Annotated in this window: 20 protein-coding genes; 2 read left to right on the plus strand and 18 right to left on the minus strand. The window is 62.7% G+C overall.

Annotated features, from left to right (window positions below; genetic code table 11):
- Positions 1-18: 18 nt before the first annotated feature.
- From HNP00_RS01655 to HNP00_RS01730, 16 genes are all read right to left on the minus strand, one after another.
- Positions 19-2,916, minus strand: a complete 2,898-nt coding sequence (locus HNP00_RS01655; RefSeq protein WP_184735209.1) for an RNA helicase — start codon at positions 2,914-2,916, stop codon at positions 19-21.
- Positions 2,917-2,940: 24 nt separating this feature from the next.
- The gene (gene tatC, locus HNP00_RS01660; protein ID WP_184735638.1) at positions 2,941-3,735 is read right to left on the minus strand and encodes a twin-arginine translocase subunit TatC; all 795 of its coding nucleotides are present in this window, start codon (positions 3,733-3,735) and stop codon (positions 2,941-2,943) included.
- A 48-nt stretch (positions 3,736-3,783) separates the two neighbouring features.
- Positions 3,784-4,053 (minus strand): Sec-independent protein translocase subunit TatA, encoded by a 270-nt coding sequence (gene tatA / locus HNP00_RS01665; protein ID WP_184735211.1) that lies wholly within the window; start codon positions 4,051-4,053, stop codon positions 3,784-3,786.
- Positions 4,054-4,085: 32 nt separating this feature from the next.
- Positions 4,086-4,436, minus strand: a complete 351-nt coding sequence (locus HNP00_RS01670; protein WP_184735214.1) for a hypothetical protein — start codon at positions 4,434-4,436, stop codon at positions 4,086-4,088.
- 9 nt (positions 4,437-4,445) lie between these two features.
- On the minus strand, positions 4,446-6,479 hold the full coding sequence (locus HNP00_RS01675) for a YafY family protein (RefSeq protein ID WP_184735216.1): 2,034 nt from the start codon (positions 6,477-6,479) through the stop codon (positions 4,446-4,448).
- A 95-nt stretch (positions 6,480-6,574) separates the two neighbouring features.
- Entirely contained in the window at positions 6,575-6,970 is a 396-nt protein-coding gene (locus HNP00_RS01680) for an FKBP-type peptidyl-prolyl cis-trans isomerase (RefSeq protein WP_184735218.1), read from the minus strand.
- A 50-nt stretch (positions 6,971-7,020) separates the two neighbouring features.
- Positions 7,021-7,959: an FKBP-type peptidyl-prolyl cis-trans isomerase gene (locus HNP00_RS01685; protein ID WP_184735220.1), complete on the minus strand. Its 939-nt coding sequence runs from the start codon at positions 7,957-7,959 to the stop codon at positions 7,021-7,023.
- 108 nt (positions 7,960-8,067) lie between these two features.
- Positions 8,068-9,432, minus strand: coding sequence for a Pup--protein ligase (pafA, locus tag HNP00_RS01690; protein ID WP_184735222.1), 1,365 nt, complete (start codon positions 9,430-9,432; stop codon positions 8,068-8,070).
- Between the two features lies 1 nt (position 9,433).
- Entirely contained in the window at positions 9,434-10,141 is a 708-nt protein-coding gene (gene prcA, locus HNP00_RS01695; protein WP_184735224.1) for a proteasome subunit alpha, read from the minus strand.
- 1 nt (position 10,142) lies between these two features.
- Positions 10,143-10,952 carry a proteasome subunit beta gene (gene prcB, locus HNP00_RS01700; RefSeq protein ID WP_184735226.1) on the minus strand — a complete coding sequence of 270 codons (810 nt, stop codon included), beginning with the start codon at positions 10,950-10,952 and terminating at the stop codon, positions 10,143-10,145.
- A gap of 78 nt (positions 10,953-11,030) precedes the next feature.
- Positions 11,031-11,234 carry a ubiquitin-like protein Pup gene (locus HNP00_RS01705; RefSeq protein ID WP_184735227.1) on the minus strand — a complete coding sequence of 68 codons (204 nt, stop codon included), beginning with the start codon at positions 11,232-11,234 and terminating at the stop codon, positions 11,031-11,033.
- A gap of 122 nt (positions 11,235-11,356) precedes the next feature.
- Complete coding sequence (dop, locus tag HNP00_RS01710) at positions 11,357-12,973, minus strand: depupylase/deamidase Dop (protein WP_184735640.1); 1,617 nt, start codon at positions 12,971-12,973, stop codon at positions 11,357-11,359.
- A 50-nt stretch (positions 12,974-13,023) separates the two neighbouring features.
- Positions 13,024-14,838 (minus strand): proteasome ATPase, encoded by a 1,815-nt coding sequence (arc, locus tag HNP00_RS01715; protein ID WP_184735229.1) that lies wholly within the window; start codon positions 14,836-14,838, stop codon positions 13,024-13,026.
- Positions 14,839-14,939: 101 nt separating this feature from the next.
- Complete coding sequence (locus HNP00_RS01720; protein WP_184735231.1) at positions 14,940-15,992, minus strand: tRNA (adenine-N1)-methyltransferase; 1,053 nt, start codon at positions 15,990-15,992, stop codon at positions 14,940-14,942.
- 119 nt (positions 15,993-16,111) lie between these two features.
- The gene (locus HNP00_RS01725; RefSeq protein ID WP_184735233.1) at positions 16,112-17,281 is read right to left on the minus strand and encodes a site-2 protease family protein; all 1,170 of its coding nucleotides are present in this window, start codon (positions 17,279-17,281) and stop codon (positions 16,112-16,114) included.
- Positions 17,282-18,013, minus strand: a complete 732-nt coding sequence (locus HNP00_RS01730) for an HAD family phosphatase (RefSeq protein ID WP_184735235.1) — start codon at positions 18,011-18,013, stop codon at positions 17,282-17,284.
- Positions 18,014-18,133: 120 nt separating this feature from the next.
- On the opposite strand from HNP00_RS01730, the gene HNP00_RS01735 reads away from it, so the two are divergent.
- A complete protein-coding gene (locus HNP00_RS01735; protein WP_184735237.1) occupies positions 18,134-19,039 on the plus strand; it encodes a PAC2 family protein in 906 nt (301 codons plus the stop codon).
- 77 nt (positions 19,040-19,116) lie between these two features.
- Here the strand turns inward: HNP00_RS01735 and mshC are convergent, their stop codons facing one another.
- Both mshC and HNP00_RS01745 read right to left on the minus strand, forming a co-directional pair.
- Positions 19,117-20,400, minus strand: coding sequence for a cysteine--1-D-myo-inosityl 2-amino-2-deoxy-alpha-D-glucopyranoside ligase (mshC, locus tag HNP00_RS01740; protein ID WP_184735239.1), 1,284 nt, complete (start codon positions 20,398-20,400; stop codon positions 19,117-19,119).
- Between the two features lie 16 nt (positions 20,401-20,416).
- On the minus strand, positions 20,417-21,250 hold the full coding sequence (locus HNP00_RS01745) for an undecaprenyl-diphosphate phosphatase (RefSeq protein WP_184735241.1): 834 nt from the start codon (positions 21,248-21,250) through the stop codon (positions 20,417-20,419).
- 52 nt (positions 21,251-21,302) lie between these two features.
- On the opposite strand from HNP00_RS01745, the gene HNP00_RS01750 reads away from it, so the two are divergent.
- The gene (locus tag HNP00_RS01750; protein WP_184735243.1) at positions 21,303-22,235 is read left to right on the plus strand and encodes an aldo/keto reductase; all 933 of its coding nucleotides are present in this window, start codon (positions 21,303-21,305) and stop codon (positions 22,233-22,235) included.
- Positions 22,236-22,250 lie beyond the last annotated feature (15 nt).

Raw genomic sequence — 22,250 nt, forward strand, 5'->3', positions numbered from 1 at the left:
CTGGGAATCTGTGGTGGGTCAGGAGACGTTGGAGTAGGCCACGACACCGCGGCGGACCAGATCGATCGCTTCGCGGCATGTCTTGGCCTGGCGCCGCTCAAGCCCTGGGATCTTGGCCAGCTGGTCCAGCAGATCGATCACCTGCTTCGCCCAGCGCACGAAGTCACCTGCGGCGAGGTCGGTGCCACTGAGCACCTCCTGAAGATGGCGACCCTTGGCCCACTTGAAAATGGGCCATACGAGTCCAAGTTCCGGCTCGGCGGTCAACGGGAGCCTGTTTTTGTCCTCGACGTCCTCCAGCGCGGACCATTCATGCACCACGATGTCCACGGATGTTTCGAGGGAGATGGACGGCATCTTGGGCCGGAGACCGCGATCGTCACGCTTGGCTTGGTAAACCATCGTGCTGGCCAGCGCAGCCAGTTCTGCGGCGTCGAGGTCCTTAATGGCGCCTTGCCGAATGGACTGGGAGATCAGCAGGTCCTTTTCGCCGTAGATACGGCGAAGGCGTTGTCCATCCGCGCTGATGGTGACATGGCCGGCGTCGGATGTCTGGAGGTAGCCATAAGCGGCGAGGACATCGCACACGCGGTCAAAAGTCTTGGCGATCGTGTTGGTACGGCCTTGGATCTGCCGGACGAGCCCGTCGGTCTCATGGCGCAGTTTCCACCAACGCTCGGCCCAACGGGCATGGTCTTCACGTTCGCTGCAGCCGTGGCAAGGATGGGCGCGCAACGCCCTTCGCAGCTCCGCGATCTTCTTTTCCTGGTCCGGCAAGTAGCGGGCGCGGCCAAAGTCCTCGTTCCTGCTGGTCCCCCGGGCAGGCGGTCGCCCCTCACGCACTGCGTTCCGCATGGCTGATGCCAGATCACGGCGGGATTTGGGCAGCTTCGCGTTGAACGATTTCGGAATGCGGATCCAGGACACGGGTGCGACCGGACCTTCGACCTCGTGGGCGCCGATCCTATGCAATTGATTGTCTTCCGTGAGGACCGCGGGCCGCGGTTCACGCGCATTGGGATCGGCATCGAGCACGACGGCGTAACCTGGCGAACGTCCACCCGGAACCTTGACGATATCTCCAGGCATGAGGCGGGTGAGGGAGTCTGCCGTGAGGGATTTGCGGGCCCTGGAGGTGCTGCGTGATGCATACTGTTCCGCTTCGCTGAGATCCCTCCGGAGCTTGGCGTACTCGGTAAAGTCGCCAAGGTGACACTTCATCGACTCCGCATAGCCGGCCAGTGACTCTTCACGGCTCCGAACCTGCCGGGCCAGCCCTACGACGGAACGGTCGGCCTGGAACTGCGCAAACGATGATTCGAGGATCTGCCGCGCCCGGGGACGCCCGAACTGGGCGATCAGGTTGATGCTCATGTTGTAGGTGGGCCGGAAACTCGAGTTGAGAGGATAGGTGCGCCGCGAGGCAAGGCCGGCGACGGCCGCAGGATCCGTTCCCGGCTGCCAAAGGACCACAGCGTGACCTTCAACGTCGATTCCCCGTCTTCCCGCACGGCCGGTCAGCTGGGTGTACTCCCCCGCGGTGATGTTAACGTGGGCTTCGCCGTTGAACTTGTCGAGCTTCTCGAGGACCACGCAGCGGGCCGGCATGTTGACACCCAGCGCCAAGGTCTCCGTGGCGAACACGGCTTTCACCAGGCCGTCGGCGAACAAGGTCTCGACGACTTCCTTGAAAGTAGGCAGCAAACCGGCGTGGTGCGCAGCGAGCCCTCGGAGCAGGCCATCACGCCAGCTCCAAAAACCCAGCACATCGAGGTCGTCCGCGGGAATCTCGCGGCTTGCCTCATCTACCCGGGCCGCGATGATCTGCTGTTCCCGCTCCGTGGTCAGCCACAGCCCGGCTGCGGCACACTGTGCCACAGCCCCGTCACAGCCGGCACGGGAGAAAATAAAGGTAATGGCCGGCAGGAGTCCTTGGCGGTCCAGACTCGCAATGATTTGTGGGCGGCTGGCTTTGCGCACAGGGCTTCGCTGCTCCGCGGCACTGTTGTCACGCTGGCGGTCCTGCCTGCGGCGGCTGCGTCCACCGTGGCCGAATCGGCCCCGGAAGTTCATCTGGCTCTCGGCCCTGGCCATGGACAACAGCTCGGGATTGACCTCGAATTCCTTCTGCCTGGAAATCCGGTCCGCCTCCTGGACTGCCGCTGGCAGGGGTGTCCCACCATCGCTTGCTCCCGGAGCGATCTGATCAAAACTGGTGTCCCCAGCAAAGAGATCGACGATCTCGCGGCCCACCATGACATGCTGCCACAAGGGAACGGGACGGTGCTCGGAGACAATCACATCGGTGTGTCCGCGCACGGTATCCAGCCACGCACCGAATTCTTCAGCGTTGGACACCGTGGCGCTGAGGGAAACCACCTGTACCTCGCTGGGTAGGTGGATGATCACTTCCTCCCAGACGGCGCCGCGGAAGCGGTCTGCAAGGTAGTGCACTTCATCCATCACCACATAGCCAAGGTCGCCCAGGGTGTCCGAGTCCGCGTACAACATGTTCCGCAGGACCTCAGTGGTCATGACGACGATGGGAGCCTCGCCGTTGATCGTGGTGTCACCGGTCAGCAGTCCCACGCTTGATGCGCCGTACTTCGCCGAGAGTTCAGAGAACTTCTGGTTGCTCAGTGCCTTGATGGGCGTCGTGTAAAAGGCCTTGAGCCCTCGCTCGAGGGCAAGGTAGATCGCGAATTCTCCGACGATGGTCTTCCCGGCCCCCGTGGGCGCCGCAACGAGCACGCCCTTGCCTTCCTGGAGCGAACGGCACGCGTCACGCTGAAAATCGTCGAGTTCGAACTCCAAGGATTGGGCGAAGGTGCCGAGATAGGTTTTCGACTCAGCACTCCGTTGCGCTGCAGCTTGAAAGGCTTCTGAGGGCGAAAGGGCCCCTGAATTGGAGGACATGCTTCAAGCCTAGTGGCCGGAAGACTACAGATTCTCCAGATCGGAAGCAGGTGTTGCGACGTCGGCCGTGGCTTCCGTCTCAGCGGTGACCTTGGCCTGACGGCGGGCCCGCCGTTTGTCGTTGAGCATGCACAGCCCGATTGCGGCGAAGAACAGCGCAAGGAGGGGGCCGGCGAGCATGAACATCGACAGAGCGTCCGCACCGGGCGCCGCCACGGCGGCCAGGACGAACACGAGGAAGACGGTGATGCGCCACGCCTTGAGGATGGTCCTGCCGCTCAAAACGCCTGCCATATTGACGCCCACCAACACCACGGGGACCAGGAAGGCGATGCCGAGGAAGAGAAGCATGTGCGTGGCGAAGGTCAGATACTGCGATGCGTCAATGTTGTTGGCACCGTTTTGTGGCGTGAACTGCAGCAATGCCCGCACGACGTTCGGAATCACCAACCATGCGACATACACGCCTACCAGGAACAAAGGCACCGCCGCCGCCATGTACCCGAGGGTGTAGCGGCGCTCCTTCTTGGTCAGACCTGGAGTGATGAATGCCCAGACTTGGTAGATCCAGATCGGGCTGGAGATCACTAGGCCGATCTGGATGGCAATACGGAGCTTGAAGTCGAACGGATCCGCCACGCTCGCGAAATTCAGGACGGCTGTCCGCTTGGTCTCCTGGGCGATCTTGACCAAGGGATCCGACAAGCTGTTGACTACAGGCTCATACAGAAACCATCCTGCCACGGCGCCTAGGAACACGCCGATGGCAGACTTGATCAGCCGGTTCTTAAGCTCCCTTAGGTGGTCTAGGAGCGCCATCCGCCCTTCGGGGTTGGCTTTGCGGCCCGTCTTCGTTGCCACTACTGCTTAGCTACGGGTTGCTGGCGGAACGTCAGTGTCGTTACCGCTCTTGGAGTTGGCTTCGGGGTGGTTGACCACTTTGCCTTCAACGGGGTCCGAGTCGTCCTTGGCCGCCGGCTTCCCGTCGTTCTTCATTTCCTTGACTTCGGATTTGATGATGCGCATCGACTGGCCGAGGCTGCGGGCCATGGCAGGCAGCTTGGGTGCCGCAAACAGCAGCAGGGCCACGATGATGATGATGAGAATCGGCCAAGGGCTTTCAAACAGTTTTCCCACGGGAAGTCCTTTCGTTGGAATACATCCTACGTCTAACTGAATTCGATGTCGTGCAGAGACTGGGGTTGGCCCCGTTCTGCTTTGCGCTTAACGCGCTTTTGGCGACGCACTTCCTGGCGGGAGGCCTTGGCCGTCACGTAATCATGACGCATCTGTTCCGGTGAGGCAAAAACGGCCGCGCCGAACACTTTTGGCGACGCTCCGCCGTCGTCGTCAGAGTGTTCGGGAAGGTACGTGCGATGCCCCAGCCGCTCCCCCGCCGCGCTCAGCTCATGCACCGTCGCCATGAACTTCCGGAAAAGCCTGATGCCCAAAAGGACGTAGCAAAGCAGGGACACCGAAATCAGAGCGACCCACAGAAGGATCCAGGACCACCAAGGCATTTGAGTAGTCTATCCAGCCTTCACTGCTTGTATTGGGCCCGGTTGCTTGTACTGTGCCAGGGCCGCGGCTAGCCACTCTGCCGAGGCATCCGCCAGTTCGGCAGGCTGGAGGATCCGGACCGCACCGCCATGCTGGGCAACGAACATCGGCAACCAATCCGTATTCCCGAATCGGATCTCAGCAAGAAGGCCGCCGTCGGGAAGCACTGCTGTCCGCTCCGCGTAGTAGTCATCAGCAAGCCCGGAGCCTTGTCGAGTCAGCTGGAGGACAACCACGACGTCGTCGTCGTTGGGAGTGTAGAGCTTCACCGGAACGCCGCCCTCGGCGCTGGCAGCCCCGGAAACAACCCTGCCGTTCGGTGCGAGCTCCTCCACGCGGTCCAGCCGGAAGTTCCGCAACCCTGCTTTGCTGTGGCAGTACGCCTCGAAGTACCAGGTGTTGTCCAGCGAGTAGAGCCGGAGGGGGTCGACGTCCCGCTCGGAGACTGAATCGCGCTGCTGTGACAAGTAGCGAAGACGCAACTGGCTGCCCGCTTGGATCGCCCGGGTGATGGTGCCGAAAGCTCCGGCGTCGGCCGGAGTCACGGGAGGGCCGGCGACGGCCGCCGCCAAACGGCCGGCCTCCCCCGCCGCGCCTGTGAGCTTCAGGGTCACGGACTCCAGGGCGCCGCTCTGTTCGTCTTCCGACATTCCCGCCTGGGCGGGAAGTCCGCCTAGGGTGGCGAGGCCCGTCAGCAGCGCGCAGGCTTCGTCAACGCTGAAGCGGATGGGCCGGTTGAGTTCGAGGTGCTCCCGGATGTAGACGTGCTCGTTTTCCCAATCGATATCGAACAAGTCATCCGGATAGCCCTCGGGACGGCCGGAGCAGATGAGTATCTTCAAGTCCTCGAGCAGTTCCTTGCGAGTGATACCGAAGCGGTCCGCCACCTCCTGGATGGGCAAGCCCTGGTTATGGACGAGGAAAGGCACCAATTGCAGCATGCGGTTGAGTTGGTCCTCCGAGGTTCGCTTGCGTGCCCGGGGCGCGGGACCAGCCTCGGGAAAACGGACCTCGACGGCGGGGCGCGCGGCGAAGGCAGCGGCGGCTTCAAGCCGACGGACCACGGCGTCACGCAGCTCAGGCGGGCCTACCACACTTGCATGCGGACCGTAGGAGGCCAGTTCTTCGGCGAGGAGCTCGCTGTCCCGGAACGGCACGCAGAGGCGCTCCCTGCCATTCTGGGGGCCGCTGGCGCCAGCTGCCCGTTTGCTCACCCCCCGTTTGCGAAGCCCTAGCAAACGGCCTTCGGCGACGTCGAGGAGGGCTTCCTGCAAGGGAAGTTCACTGAGGCTGTCCAGTTCGGCGCGGGTGTCAAAGCCCGGAGGAATCTCGCAGTGGTCCCGTGCCTCGATGCGGACCTCGCTCGTCATCCGGGACAAGCGGAAGAAGCGTTTCGCGTCCCGCCCCCGGTCGAAGCCCACCAGGTACCACTGGCCGAAGCGACTCCCGAGGCCCCAAGGCTCTACCAGCCGGTCCTCCTCTTTTCCGGTGCTCGCGGCGCGGTAGCGGAAACTGACGGGATGCTGACCGTTCATGGCGGCGATGATGTCGTCAAAGGCCTGGCCCGCAGGTTTGATGCGCGGCTGGACCCCTGCCGGAAGTTCGACGTCGGCAAGGTCGCCTGAGGCCTGCAGCTTCCGCAGCGCACTGGCTGCTGCTGAGCCCAGGGCTGCGCGTTCCCATAACTGCGCGGCCAAAAGCAGTACGGTTCCCTCCGCGGGGGTCAGATGAACATCCGGCAGGCGGTTGGATTCCTTGCCGATGCGGTAGCGCGTGGAAGCGGGATCGTCCGAGCCGAAACCATGGTCTAGGAGCGTCTCGATGTCGAAGCCAAACTGCTTCAGGTCTACCTTGTCCCGTTCAAACATGCGTCCGAACGCGACGTCGCTCTCGCCGGCGTCGTGGTAGACCTTGTCCCTCAGAACAGCCCGGGACAGCCCGTACTTCGTGTTCAGAAGGGCGATCAGCAGGTTCAGGAGTCGTTCGGTACGTGATGCGGACACGATTGCAACGTTACTAAATTCCCGCGGCAAAGGCGGAAGGCGCGTCTGCGGCCGGATTCCTCCGGCTGCAAACGCGCCTTCTCACGCTGTGGAAGCTAGCGAACTGCCACGAGGTCCACGACGAAGATCAGGGCTTCGTTGGGCTTGATGGCCCCGCCCGCGCCGCGGGAGCCATAGGCGAGCTCCGAGGGGATTTCAAGACGGCGACGGCCGCCCACCTTCATGCCAAGAAGGCCCTGGTCCCAGCCTTGGATGACCTGGCCGACGCCGACCCGGAAGTCCAGCGGCGCGCCGCGGCCCCACGATGCGTCGAATTCCTCGCCAGTGGACCACGCAACGCCAACGTAGTGAGTGGACACGGTGTCGCCGGCCTGAGCCTCGGCGCCGTCACCGACGATGAGGTCCTTGATGACGAGTTCGGTGGGGACGTCGCCCTCCGGGAAGTCGATTTCCGGCTTAGTGCGGTCGTAATCACGCTGACCAAATGACATGGGTACTCCTCAATTTGATAGGGACAATGCGGTGTGAATATTTGCCGAAGCTAGTTGGCGCCGAGGATGTCCACGACGAAGACGAGATCGCCCTTCGCGTCGCCTTGACCGGCGTCGCCATAAGCGAGGTCCTTGGGGATCACCAGAAGGACCCGGGACCCGACTGTCTTGCCGGCAAGGCCTTGGGTCCATCCCTTGATGACGCCGTTCAGGGCAAAGCTTGCAGTCTTTCCACGGTCGTAGCTGGAGTCGAACTTCTTGCCGCCCACCAGGTTGACCCCGACGTAGTTGACCGTCAGGGTGTCCGTTTCCTTGACGACTGCGCCCTTGCCCTTGATCAGGTCCTGGGCAACAAGGCTCTGCGGTGCCGTCGCTCCGTCGACTGAGATCTGCGGGATCCCCTTGTCATCGACCTTCACCGTCGGGAGTCCCGCGGGAGGCGTCACGGTATCGCCCTCGGGCTTATCCAAGGCCTTGGTGGCGTCCTTGACGGAAGTGATCTTGAAGACCACCAGCTGCGACGACGTTGCCGCTGTTGTTCCGCTCGCCGCAGTTCCGGGGACGGCGAAAGCGATGTCGGCACCCACTTTCGCGCCGACCAACGCGTTGTAGAGGACAGCGCTGCCGGTCTTGAGCTGGTCGTTCAATTCGACCGGCATGGGGCCCGTAGTGAACGTGTCTTCAAGGGTCTTGCCATCTTTGCCGTCGACGGCGATGTAGGCGATCTCAGCGATCTGGCCGGCCTTCACTTTGTCGCCGGTGCCGTCGCTGACCAGTTTGATGGTTGGCTGCGTTACATCCAACGGCTTGGTGAACTCCAGGCCGGGAGCCTTCTTGTCTCCATTGTCGGAGACCTTGAGGGAATCCAGTTTGGCGACTTCGCCGGCGGACTGACTGGTGGGCTCCGGAGTTGCTGTTGTTGCCGGACTTCCGCCGCAGGCGGTGAGCAGCAAGAGGCCGGGGATAAGAATTGCTAGTAGACGTCGCACAAATGAACTTTCGTCGGGGCAAAAGGAGAGCACGGCCGGGCCAGGCTCGGCCATGCGCGTAGAGGCCCGTCAAAGGCCAACCTCCAGAATAACCGGTGAAGCTGGGAGTCAGCTCATTGAGTCCAACAGGGCATCCACCCGCTCGTCGACGCTGCGGAAGGGATCCTTGCACAAAATCGTCTGGTGGGCGCGATCATTCAACTTCAAATGGACCCAGTCCACCGTGTAGTCACGGCCAAGTTCCTGGGCCCGCCGGACGAAGTCGCCGCGGAGTTTCGCCCGCGTGGTTTGCGGCGGCGCGTCCACGGCGTCCTTGATGTCTGTGTCTGCCACCAGGCGCCGGGCAGCACCACGTGACTGGAGAAGGAAGAAGAGCCCGCGCCTGCGTGAAATGTCGTGATAGGTAAGATCCAGTTGCGCAATCCGCGGGGAATCCAGGCCGATTCCATGGCGACGCATATAGCCATCCATCAGCTTCTTCTTGATGGCCCAATCCACTTCGGTGTCGATCCCACTGGTGTCGCCGCTTTCGATGGCGTTGAGCGTGCGCTCCCAGAGGTCCAGGATGAGCGGCACGTGGGGGTTGTGGGCTCCGTTCGAAGACACGAAGGCGCTGACCTTCGCGAGGTATTCACGCTGGATATCCAGGGCCGTCAGTTGCCTCCCGTTGGCCAGGCGCACCAAGGCTTTACCGCTCAGATCGTGCGAGATTTCGCGGATGCTGCGGATGGGGTTCTCCATGCGCATGTCCCGCATGATGACTCCGGCCTCAATCATCCGGAGGAGCAGATCCACCGTTCCCACCTTCAACAGCGCGCTCGTCTCTGACATGTTGGAATCCCCAACGATCACGTGCAGGCGACGGAAGAACTCGGCGTCGGCGTGCGGCTCATCGCGCGTGTTGATGATGGGGCGGGACCTTGTGGTTGCCGAAGACACGCCTTCCCAAATGTGGTCTGCCCGTTGAGAGAACGCGAAGGTGGCACCATGTGGCGTTTTCAGGACCTTGCCCGCACCTGCGATCAATTGCCGTGTGACGAGGAAGGGAATGAGGATCTCGGCGAGTCGCGAGAACTCACCCCGCCGGGGAATCAAATAGTTCTCGTGGCTGCCGTAGGAGTTTCCGGCGGAATCGGTGTTGTTCTTGAACAGGTAGACCGTGCCATTGAATCCCTCGGCCGCGAGGCGGGCCTGCGCTTCGTCTACGAGGTCATCGAGAATGAGTTCACCTGCCCGGTCGTGGGCGATCAGCTGCGCGAGGTCGTCACATTCCGCCGTGGCGTATTCCGGGTGTGAGCCGACGTCGAGGTAGAGGCGCGAGCCATTGGTCAGGAAGACGTTGGAGGAGCGTCCCCAGCTCACCACCTTGCGGAAAAGGTACCTGGCGACTTCCTCGGGGGCCAAGGGCCTAGAATCCGGGCTCGAATACGAAATCCCGAACTCGGTTTCTATCCCGAATATTCTCTTGTCCATCTCAGGCCTCCCCTGCCAGCAGCTGCGTGATTTCTTCTGCCCGGAGCCGGCGGAAAGCTCGACGGGACCCGCGCCCGCTTTCCGGACTTCGGTCCAGCACTGCGGCTTCGACAGCGGTCCCGGGCAGGGCGTCCACCTCTTTGTCCGTGGCCAGTGCCTTGACCGCCAGGCGCAGGGCGCCGGCCAGGCTAAGCTCGGCCTGCCAGCCAGCAGCCACGACTTCCGCTACTTGCTCGGCCAAGCCGCCCATGACCACAAAGCCGTTCTCGTCGGCAATGGAACCGTCAAAGGTCAGCCGATACAGATGATCCTCGGCCTCGGTGTGCCCGACCTCTGCCACCGCAAGCTCCACTTCGAACGGCTTCTGTTCCGCGGTGAAGACGGCGCCGAGGCTTTGCGCATAGACGCTCGCCAGCCCGCGGGCAGTAACGTCCTCGCGATCATACGAATAGCCGCGGACGTCGGCGTAGCGCACGCCAGCCTGCCGGAGGCTCTCAAACTCGTTGTACTTGCCCACGGCGGCGAAGGCGATCTTGTCGTAGATCTCACCGATCTTATGCAGGGACGGGGACGGGTTTTCCGCCACCAGGGCGATGCCGTCCGCGCAACTGATCACGACGACGGAACGGCCCCGGGCGATGCCCTTCCGCGCGAAATCCGCGCGGTCCTTCATTAGCTGCTCGGGCGAAACATAAAACTGCTGGGTCATCTCAGGCCTCCCGTCCGGCAACTGCGCGCGCTTCAATAATGGATCCGGCGATCGTCGCCAACTCCCGTTCGGAAACCCGACGGGCACCTGCGCGATTGACCGTGTACACCACCGGCCAGAGTTGGCGGACTGGATCCGGACCGCCCGTGGCGGAGTCGTCGTCGGCGGCGTCATACAGGGCTTCGACGGCGACGGCGACTGCCTCCTCTTCGGTGAGGTTCGGCCGCCACAGTTTCTTCAGGGCACCACGGGCGAACACGGAACCGGACCCCACGGAATGGTGCTCTAATTCCTCGTATCTTCCGCCGGTCACATCGTAGGAAAAGAGCCGTCCCACCCCCGCTGCCTGATCGAAGCCCGCGAAGAGCGGGATCACTGCTAGACCCTGCATGGCCATCGGCAGGTTGCCCCTAATCATGGCCCCGAGCCGGTTAGCCTTGCCATCCAGGCTCAGCAGCGTGCCTTCGATCTTTTCGTAGTGTTCCAATTCCACCTGGAACAACCGCGTGATGTCGATGGCGAGCCCGGCAGTGCCGGCAATGCCCAGGACAGAGTAATCGTCGGCCGGGAAGACTTTCTCAATGTGCCTGCTGGCGATGACGTTGCCCATGGTGGCGCGTCGATCCCCCGCCATCAGGACGCCACCCGGATAACTCAGGGCAACGATTGTTGTGGCATGGGGCACCGGCGGGATCTGTCCCACGGGAAGCGCTTGATTGAAGGGAAGGAGTTCAGGCCTGGAGCGTTGCAGATGCTCTGTGAACGAAGACGTTGCTTGGGTGGCCAGATGGCCGGCTGCTGGATCCTGCATTGCTGCGCTCCTTCGACTCTGACATCCGATGCCCGGCGGCCTCGCGCCGGCCGGGCCCTGAGATTAGCTGGCGGCTTCTTACTGGCCGCCCTTTTGCACGAACGCCCGTACGAACTCTTCGGCGTTCGATTCAAGGACACCGTCAATTTCGTCCAGGAGATCGTCCACGCCCTGGGTGGCGACCGAAGCCTGCGCTTCTGGTGCTGCGGGCGGTGCCTCCGGGACGTCAGCTTCTGTCTCGACGTCGCGGGACTGCGGTTGCTGCTGCTCCTGAGCTGCCATTTCCTTCTCCATTCTGTCCATCCCCGGCAACGGGGACTTCCTGTAATGCCATACTGCCACGGGGCGGGCCGCGACGCTGCGGTTTTAAGAGCCCGTTTGACGGCCTTTCATCCCCTGCCGGTTCAGGCGGGCGGGGCCGGGTCCAGTCCGAGCAATTCACGGAGGAAGGCACCCGCGGTGGCGTGCTTTTGAAAGAGCTGGCCAGTGAGTGCTTCCGTGCCGCGGAGGGGTTCCCGCGTAGGCACCCGTTGGAGTTTGCCAATGCCGGGAACGTCGAAAATGACCGAATCCCAACTGGCGCCCACTACGTCCTTACCGAAACTGGAAACGCATTTCCCGCGAAAATATGCCCTCGTGTCCGGTGGCGGTTCGACGACGGCGCGGCTGATGGCTGCGTCATCGACGATCTTCTGCATGCGGTCACGGGAAAGCATGCGATAGTACAAGCCTTTCTCCGGCCTCACGTCAGACCACTGCAAATCGATCAGCCCCAAGCGGGCGTCGTTCCATTCCAGTCCGTCACGGTTCCGATAGCCATCCAACAGGGACATCTTGGCGAGCCACTCGACAGAAGACGCGGCACCAGCGGGGTTGCTCCCCAGAAGCCCCAATGTCGACTCCCAGCGGTCCAGGACATCCCGGGTATGGCCGTCTCCACTGAACGAATCGGAGACACCGCTCTCCTGGGCAAGTTTGGCCGCAGCCTCGTAATACATCCACTGGATATCCAGCGCTGTTACACGTCGGCCGTCAAGAAGCCTGACCGTAGCAGTCAGGGAGGTGTCGTGGCTGATTGCCTGCAGTCCTGCCACAGGCTCATGCACTTCGATCTTCGGGGCTTGGCCGGCTTCGATGAGGCTCAGGACCAGCGCCGTGGTGCCAAACTTCAGGTAGTTGGACACTTGGCTCAGGTTGGCGTCGCCGATGATGACGTGCAAGCGACGGTACTTGTCCGCCGTTGCGTGGGGCTCATCGCGGGTGTTGATGATCGGACGCCTGATGGTGGTTTCCAGTCCAACCTCGGCTTCGAAGAAGTCCGCACGTTGACTGATCTGGAATCCGGCAGTCGAACCGTCCTGGCCCTTGCCGAGTCGCCCTGCCCCGCAGATGACTTGGCGCGTGACGAAGAACGGCGTCAGGCCACGGACGATCTCCCCGAACGGCACCGATCGCGGCATGAGGTAGTTCTCGTGGGAACCGTAGGACACCGATTTGTTGTCGGTGTTGTTTTTGTACAGGTTGATGGCCGGCAAATCGGGATCGGCTGCGACCTTCCGAACCGTGGCCAAGGCCACCAGATCGCCGGCCGCGTCCCAAGCAACGATGTCGCGGGGATTCGTGACCTCGGGACTGGAGTATTCCGGATGGGCATGGTCCACGTACAGGCGCGCCCCGTTGCCGAGGACCATGTTCATCAGCAGTGAACCCGATTCGTCGCTGCCATCGGCTTCGAGCTCCTGCCGCCCATAGGCCAGCGCAACGGCCTCGGCGTCAAGCACGGGAGGCCTGTCAGTCAGCTGGCTGGGATCTGCCGCACTGCGCTCAAGCGTCCAGCCGCGTGCATCGTGCAGTGGTTCTTCGTCCGTATAGTCCCACCGGGTTTCCGCGCCCCCCGCCGCCCGCTGCCGCGTCAGGTTCGCGTAGGCCTGAATAATTCGCGCGGACATCATGGTGGCGTTCGCCCCGGGCGCCGTGGGCGCGTGGATACCGTATTCGGTTTCCGAACCCATGACCCGCATGGCCCCGCCCACGGGAAGTTTCTCCGAGGGCAGGCCTTCCGGCCGGGCCGTCACAGGTACTGGCCGGTGTTGGGAGTCGTCTCGATCGACTTCCCGGGCTCCTGGCCGGCCTTGCCCTGGACGATGGTGCGGATATACGTGATGCGTTCGCCCTTCTTGCCTGAGATGCGTGCCCAGTCATCCGGGTTGGTGGTGTTGGGCATGTCCTCGTGTTCACGGAATTCATCGACGACGGCGCGCAGGAAGTGATCGATCCGCAGGCCTTTCTGCTGGGTCAGCAGGAGGTCCTTGATGGCGTACTTCTTGGCCCGGTCCACCACGTTCTGGACAACGGCTCCGGAATTGAAGTCCTTGAAGTAGAGCATCTCGGTGTCGCCATTGGCGTAGGTGACTTCGAGGTACTCGTTGGATTTCTCGGTGGAGTACATGGCTTCAACGGTGCGCTGGATCATGGCATCCACGGTGGCCTGCACATCGCCGCCGTGTTCAGCCAGATCCGTCGCATGGAAGGGCAGGTCCGTGGTGATGTACTTGGCGAAAATGTCAGCAGCCGCCTCTGCGTCGGGTCGGTGGATCTTGACCTTCACGTCCAACCGGCCCGGGCGAAGAATGGCGGGGTCGATCATGTCTTCGCGGTTCGAGGCGCCAATGACGATCACGTTGTCCAGCCGCTCGACGCCGTCGATCTCGCTGAGGAGCTGCGGGACGATGGTTGTCTCGACGTCGGAGGAGACACCTGTGCCGCGGGTGCGGAACAGTGAGTCCATTTCGTCGAAAAACACCACCACGGGGCTGCCATCCGAGGCCTTTTCCCGGGCACGCGCAAAGATCAGGCGGATGTGGCGCTCTGTTTCGCCAACGTATTTGTCAAGGAGTTCAGGACCCTTGATATTCAGGAAGTAGCTCTTCAGGTCCACGTTGCCTGCCCGTTCGGACGCGCGCGCGGCTAGGGAGTTGGCCACGGCCTTGGCGATGAGCGTCTTGCCACAACCCGGAGGGCCGTAAAGCAGGATGCCTTTGGGCGCCTTGAGTCCGTGTTCCCGGTACAGGTCCGGATGAAGGAACGGCAGTTCGACGGCGTCGCGGATTTGTTCGATTTGCGGGCCCAAGCCGCCGATATCCTCGTAGGTGATATCGGGGACTTCCTCGAGGACAAGGTTCTCGACTTCCGCCCGGGGCACTTTCTCAAGGGCATAGCCGGTGCGGGAATCGAGCGACAGTGCGTCACCGACGCGCAGGTGCACTTTCTGCAGGGCGCCTGAAAGCCTGACAACCCGCTCTTCGTCTGCCCGGCCAACCACCAGGGCGCGGTCGGTGCCAAGCATTTCCTTGAGCGTGACGAGTTCGCCAGCCCTTTCATAGCCTAGGCCGGTTACCACGAGCAGGGCCTCGTTGAGGAGGACCTCCTGCCCAACCGCCAGCTGGTTCAGGTTCACGAGCGGACTGACGCCTACGCGCATCTTTCGGCCGGCATTAAAGATGTCAACCGATTCCTCGGTGGCCGCCTGCCCCGTGCTGCCTGCCGTTGGCTGCCGCCTGGGGTTGATTTGAAGGATGGTCCCGAAGCTGTAAGGCGGTTGGCCGTCTTGTTCGAGGGCGCCCTTGAGCCGCAGGATTTCGGCCTTGGCCGTTTCCAGCATGGTCACGAGTTTGGTGTTGTTCTGGGTGGCGGCGGCCAACTGACGGTCGATGTGGCGCAGCTTGTCGCGAAGGATGTTTATCTGGCGTTCCGCAACGGTGAGCTCACCGGCGTCCTCCACCGGTTGAATTGCTCCACCGCCATGTCCCACTTTTCCTTCAGCCACGGCCTTGTTCGATGGCTCCTCAGGTGTTGTCCGCCCGAAGTCATTGTTCGACGTATCCACGAAGCATCAGCTCCTTCCCGCTTTCTATAAATAGACCTTAGCCCTCAAAAGCGTCGGGAAACCTGTGACATCCGGAATGCGGACCAGTTTGTGATGTTTGGCTAGTGCGAGGGCGAGGGCTCGTCCTTGACGTTGGTCCCGGCAATCGCGTCGCGTGCCGCACGGCGAAGTTTTTTGTCGGAAACCGCCCGCTCCCCAACGGCTCCCGGCGTCCAGGCATTCAAGTCTTCTTCGCTGAACTCCGTCTTGGACGGACGGCGCTTGACGGAAATTCCGGTAACACCGTCCGCGAGGCGACGCGTCACGAGCAGGAAGCCGGTGTGGGCCACCATGCGGTGGTCAGGACGGACGGCGAGGCCCTCGAGGTGCCATCCACGGACCATGGACTCCCAGGCGTCTGGTTCCGTGAACCGGCCGTCGGCACGGATGGCTTCGGCAGTACGGGAGAGCTGGGTGACGGTGGCTACATAGTTGATCCACACGCCGCCGGGGGCCAGGACCGTCGCTACCGCATCAAGGCATTCCCAAGGAGCCAGCATGTCGAGCACCACACGGTCCACGGATCCTGGTTCTTCGCTGCGGACTACTTCCTCCTGGAAGTCGCCCAGCGAGATCTTCCAGGCCGGGTGCGGGCCGCCGAAAATGGTTTCAACGTTGCCACGGGCGATGTCGGCGAATTCTTCGCGGCGCTCGAAAGAGTGCAGGTAACCGCCGTCGCCCACTGCACGAAGCAGGGAGATCGAAAGAGCGCCGGAACCCACGCCGGCTTCCACAACGCGCGCGCCCGGGAAGATGTCGGCCATGGTGACGATCTGCCCGGCATCCTTGGGGTACACCACTGCAGCGCCGCGGGGCATGGACAGCACGAAGTCTGAGAGCAGCGGCCGGAGCGTCTGGTACTGCTGACCGATGTTGTTGGCCACCACGGAGCCGTCAACCTGGCCGATGATTTCATCGTGGTTCAGGAAGCCGCGGTGCGTGTGGAAGGCCCCGCCTTCTTCCAAGGTGATGGTGTTCATCCGGCCACGTTCGTCCGTGAGCTGGACCCGCTCACCCACTCGGAACGGCCCGCGGCGCCGTGCCGCACCAGTCGGCTGGATGGCAGGGTTGGCGGCGGCGGTGGCCGTGTAGTTGGCGGCGGTTTCGCTGCTCATGGGTATTTCCTCGCTCCTGTACGGCTGGGCCGTCAATTGTTGCCGCAGTTACTGCTTAGTGATGCGCACTGCCGGCCGGGTTTTTTCGCGGCCGGCAGGTAACTCTACCGGGAAAGGTCCTACGGGCGCCCGCTCCGGCGGGCTACTTTACCTGTAATCGCCGTCACTACGGCCTGCTGCCTTAGCAGACCCGTGACGGTGCCGATTTCATCCACCACGGCATATTCGCCGCCGCTGAGCTGGGCCAAATACTGGATCAGCTCCTGGCCGCTTGATGTCCTGGGCACGTAGGCTCCCTCGGCGAGCGGAGTTGAAACTGCTGTGACCAGGGTGGTGGATACCTCCGAGGCCGGCACGGCTGCAGTGGCCGCAGGATCAACGAGTCCTTGTGGCCGTCCGTCCGGTCCACAGATCACGACGGCGGGAATACCGTAGGGTGCCACGCGCAGGACATCCGCGACGGTGGCTGAGTTCGGAATCCCGACGGCGGGTTCGGCCAGCGCGGCGGCACTCACCAAGTGGAGGCGGCCGCGGAGGGTTGCGTGCCTGATGGCACCTGAAGCGCCCATCCAAAGAAAGCTGCAGACCAGGAGTGTGATGAGCATCAAACTCAGGTCTGGCGTGCTGCCACTCAGCAAGGGTAAGGCGATGAACCAAAGAACCAGGACGATCACGATGACCCGTCCGGCCCATCCGGCCGCCACTGTTCCCTTTTCCTGGCTTCCTGTCGCTTTCCATACCGCGGACTCCACCAAGCGACCCCCGTCAAGGGGAAGACCCGGGAGCACATTGAAAATCCCGATCAGCAGGTTGGCCCACATGAAAATGTTGGTCAGAGTGTCCCCTACCCCGGTGAAGACACCGGCCTCCAGCATTAGCCAGGCTGCGCCCGCGAGGACAAAGTTGGCGGCGGGTCCTGCCAAGGCAACCACAACCGAGCGTCCCGGGGAGGCGATGAAGCCCTCAAATTGCGTGTGCCCGCCCCAGAGGTTCAACACGATCTTCTCGGTGGGCCATTTGAAAGCCTTGGCGCTCAACGCGTGGGCCAGTTCGTGCACGAGCACGGAGAGCGCAAGAAGGAGCGCGTAGGCGAAGGCAACAAAGTAGGCGCCAATTCCCAAGGAGTGGTTCCTCACGAGCAACGCGGGTCCATAGACGACGACCGTAAACGCGGCAATGATGAACCAGGAATACGCGAGATAGACCGGGATTCCTGCAATGCGGCCGAGCGGTATCCCGTCCTTCCTGCCGCCACGGGTGCTGTGGCCGCCATTCCGGGGAGTGCTCACCTAGTTTGCCTGTCCGAGGAGGGCGTTATCCAGCACGTTGGCCGAGGCACGGGCAACAACAAGTGCTTCAAGGTCGGCGACCTTCTTGCCCTGGAGGGTGTCCCAAGTTGCCCTGCGAGGGTCCTCGGGAAGCGGCATCTGGTGCGGAATTCCAACGGCGACCACTCCGGACGCGATCGCGGATGCAACTCCCGGGACGGAATCCTCGAGTGCGACACAATGGTCCGCGGTCAGCTCGGGGTCGGTTTCCTGGAGGCGCTCGACGGCGGTGAGATAAGCCTCCGGGTGGGGTTTTCCTTGGCCGACAGTGTCCCCGGTAACGAGGAATTCAAAGTACGGCTTGGGGAGGTTCGCCACGACTTCCCGCGCCATGGGACCTTCGGACATGGTCACGAGCGCGCAGCGGACGCCCGTCTGGTAGAGCTCGTCAAGCAATTCCTTGGCTCCGGGCCGCCACGGCACCTCGACACGGAGGCGGTCGATGACTTGGCCGCTCAAGATATCCACGATCGCCCGCTTTGCCAGGTTCACACCGGCCGCCTGAAGAATACCGGCAGAGTGCATCAGCGACTGTCCTACGAGCTGCATGGCTTGTTCATGGCTCCACATGCCGCCGTGGGACTCTACGAGGGCGCGTTCTGCAGCAATCCAGTACGGCTCAGTGTCCACCAGGGTGCCATCCATATCCCATAGCGCGGCTTTGAGGAGAGGCTGGGTGGCTGAGGCATGCATGCGTCAAGTCTACGTGGAAGGACGGGAGGCAATTGTCGTTCTACGCCGGGGGCGAAGTGTGGCCACGCCGACCCCCTTAAGGCCATGCATGGGTGGCGGTCTTGGACGTAGGGTGAGTGGATGAACAGTTTGGACGGAGCCCCTGACGGACAGGCCACTTCACCGGAGCCTGAGCGCCTTCTCCAGCCTGTACCCGAGGGCCAGCGCATCACGGTGATGCTGGCGGCTTTCGAAGGCTGGAACGACGCCGGTGAGGCCGCCAGTGATTCCTTGCACTACTTGAACAAGTTGTGGCAAGGGAAGAAAGTGGCATCCGTAGATGCCGACGACTACTACGACTTCCAGTTCACCAGGCCGACGGTTCGACGCACCGCGGCAGGAACCCGCAAGGTGAAATGGCCTTCCACTCGCCTCTACAAGGCCAGCGTCCCGGACAGCAATGTGGACGTGGTGTTCGTGCTTGGCACGGAGCCTTCCTACCGCTGGCGCGCCTACACCGCAGAGCTTCTGGTTCACGCCGAAACGCTCAAGGTTGACTACGTTGTGCTGATTGGCGCCCTCTTGGCCGATGTCCCACACAGCCGCCCGATCCCCGTCAGCACCACGTCGGACGACAGTGGACTGAGGCAGCGCTTGAACCTGGAGGCCTCGCAGTATGAGGGGCCGGTAGGCATTGTCGGCGTCCTGGCCGAATTCGCCCTGCTCGCGGGCCTGCCCACCGTATCGCTGTGGGCGGCCGTGCCGCACTACGTCGCGCAGGCGCCCTCCCCCAAGGCGCAACTGGCCATCTTGAACAAGATCGAGGATCTTCTCCAGGTGCCCTTGGAAACGCATGCATTGAGCGAGGAAGCCGAGGCGTGGGAGCGCGGCGTGGACGAGTTGGCCACCGAGGATCCGGAAATCGCCGCCTACGTCCGGCAGCTCGAAGAAGCCAAAGACACGGCCGACCTTCCCGAAGCAAGCGGTGAGTCCATCGCCCGCGAATTCGAGCGCTACCTCAAGCGCCGGGGCAAAGATAAGCCCTGACGGCCGTGCCGCCAGGGCTTATCCGCCCGGGGCTTATCCCGCGGGGACCCGGGTCGATTTTTGTTTCGGGAGCGTAGCTACAGTTCGACGCCGAGCAATCCGTTGACGGCGTCGCTCACCAGCGCTGCGTCCAGCGCGCCGGGCTTTGCATTGGATGGCTCGCTGAGGGCGGCCGCTGCCCAGGCGTCGACGGCAGCGATCGCGCCAGGCGCGTTGAGGTCATTGGCCAGTTCAGCACGCATCCGTTTCAGGAGTTCCAACGCCGTCCCTTCGGGAGCAATGTCCCGGGCGGCACGCCACGTTGAAAGGCGTTCCTTGGCTTTGGCGAATCCTTCATCGGTCCAGGACCAATCCGAGCGGTAGTGGTTTCCCAGGATCGCCAGGCGGATTGCCGCAGGCTCCTCCCCCGCGGCGCGGAGCTTCGAGACCAACACCAGGTTGCCCTTCGACTTGCTCATCTTTTCGCCGTCCAGGCCAACCATTCCAGCGTGGGCATAGTGGTGCGCCAAGGGTACTCCGCGAAGCGAATATGCGTGTCCGGCGCCCATTTCGTGGTGCGGGAACACGAGGTCCGAGCCGCCGCCCTGCACGGTGAAGGGAGCGGGCAGGTACTTCTGGGCGATGACCGTGCACTCAATATGCCAACCGGGCCGCCCTTCGCCCAAGCTTGCACCGGGCCAACTTGGCTCACCGTCGCGGGCAACGCGCCACAGCAATGGATCGAGCGCATTGCGTTTGCCGGAACGGCCGGGATCTCCCCCGCGTTCGGCGAAGAGTTCCAGCATTTCCACTTCACCGAGACCTGAGATGTCGCCCAGGGTCCAGGCATCCGGGCTGTCCGAGCGTTTGCCCGCGGCCTCGACGTCGTAATAGACGTCGCCGTCGGGCTCGCCGCCGGTGCCATGCACCCGGTAGGCGAGTTCGTCCGCGATCAGTTGTTCAATCGCCGGGACGATCATGGGGATGGCCTCAACGGCACCGATGTAATGGTTGGGTGCCAGCACGTTGAGGGCGTCCATGTCGGTCTGGAAAAGTTCAATCTGGCTCGCTGCCAGCTCGCGCCAGTCAACGCCGGTGGCCGTGGCGCGCTCCAGGAGGGGATCGTCGACGTCGGTGACGTTCTGGACGTAGGCAACCCGCTGACCGCTGTCCCGCCATGCTCGGTTGAGCAGGTCGAAGGCGACGTAACTGGCCGCGTGGCCCATGTGGGTGGCGTCGTAGGGCGTGATGCCGCAGACGTACATGGATTGATCGCCGCGCGGTTCGATGTCCACCAGTGCCTTAAGGGCGGTATCAAACAGTCGCAGTTGGGGCATGCTGCCGGGCAGTTCAGGCACAGGGCGGGAGATCCACGATTTCACAGCCTCAACCATAGTGCTAGGCGCTGATGACATTGAAACCGAGCAATACATAGAGGGCGAGGCCAAGGAGGATGCGGTACCACACGAAGGCACGGTAGCTGTGGGTGGAAATGAACTTGAGGAACCAGCCGATGATGACGAAGCCCACAACGAAGGCGATGACCGTAGCCAGCGCTGTTTCCGGAAGGCCGAAGGGTCCGGTGATTCCTTCCTTCGACACCACCTTGTACAGCTGGTACAGGCCGCTTCCGAAGACGGCCGGGATCGCCAACAGGAAAGAGTACCGCGCGGCGGCTTCACGGGTGTAGCCCATCAACAGGCCGGCTGTAATGGTTCCGCCCGAACGGGATACGCCGGGGATGAGCGCCATGGCCTGGGCCAGCCCGTACAGGATGCCGTGCTTGTACGTCAGTTGGCTCAACTCCCGTTTCTGCCGGCCAACGGCGTCGGCCACCGCAAGGATCATGCCGAAGACGATAAGCATGGTGGCCACGATCCACAGGCTGCGGAGGACGGACTCGATCTGGTCCTGGAACAGCAGTCCAAGCACGATGATGGGCAGGCTGCCGAGAATGACCAGCCAACCCATCCGGGCGTCGGGATCGTCCTTTGCCACTTTGCCGCGCAGCGATCCGAACCAAGCCCGCACAATCCTGACGATGTCCCGCCAAAAGAAGACAATGACGGCCGTCTCCGTGCCCAGCTGCGTAATGGCCGTGAAAGCAGCGCCGGGATCTGCCGCATTGGGCAGGAATGAGCCGACAATACGCAGGTGTGCGCTTGAAGAAATCGGAAGGAATTCTGTCAGGCCTTGCACGAGGCCGAGGAAGGCCGCTTCTATCCAGTTCACGTGAATAGACCCTACGTCATGAACTACCAGAACTCCCCGTAAGCTATCAGCTATGCAGCAGCGTTACGTCGGCAACAGCGGGTTTCGGGTGTCCACCCTTTCCCTGGGCACCATGTCCTGGGCGGAAGAAACGGACGAACAGGATGCACGGGAACTGCTCCACACTTTCGTTGCTGCAGGCGGCACCATGATTGACACCGCAGCCTCTTATGCGGGTGGACAAGCCGAGGCTCTCCTGGGATCCATGCTGGGCGACGTTGTGGCGCGTTCGGAGGTAGTTCTTTCGACGAAGGCAGGCGTCTCGACGTCGGACGGCCGACGCACTGTCGATGCCTCCCGCGGCTCCATGTTGTCCGCGCTCGACGCCAGCCTTGCCCGCTTGGGAACGGATTACGTCGACATCTGGTTCGCCCATGCCTTTGATGGCAACGTCCCGCTGGACGAAACACTTTCCGCGCTCGACCTCGCACTGCGGTCCGGGCGCGCGCGGTACGTCGGCATTTCCAACTACAACGGTTGGCAGACAGCCAAGGCGGCCGCGGTGGCGGGATTCACCATCGTAGCCAACCAATCTGAATACTCGCTCCTGCATCGGAAGCCGGAGGAGGAGCTGGTGCCCGCCGTCGAGGACGCCGGCCTGGGCCTCATGGCGTGGGGGCCGCTCGGCCGCGGCGTGCTCAGTGGCAAGTACAGGGGACAGATCCCTTCCGACTCGCGTGCGGCCGAAGGTCGCCTGAGCAGCTACGCCGAAAAATATCTCGACGCGCGAGGGGCGCGAATCGTCGAAGCAGTGGCCATGGCCGGGCGTGGATTGGGGCGCTCGGCTGTGGACGTGTCGCTCAGCTGGCTGCTGTCCCGCCCGGGCGTGTCAACGGCAGTTGTGGGATCGCGCAACGCTGTCCAGCTCAAGGAACTGCTCGATGCGCAACTGGCGCCTCTTCCCACCGAGATCTCCCGCGCGCTGGAGGACGTTTCCGCGATCTGACTCGGCTGAAACCGC

The organism is Arthrobacter sp. AZCC_0090 (genome assembly GCF_014207375.1).
Taxonomy (GTDB): Bacteria; Actinomycetota; Actinomycetes; order Actinomycetales; family Micrococcaceae; genus Arthrobacter.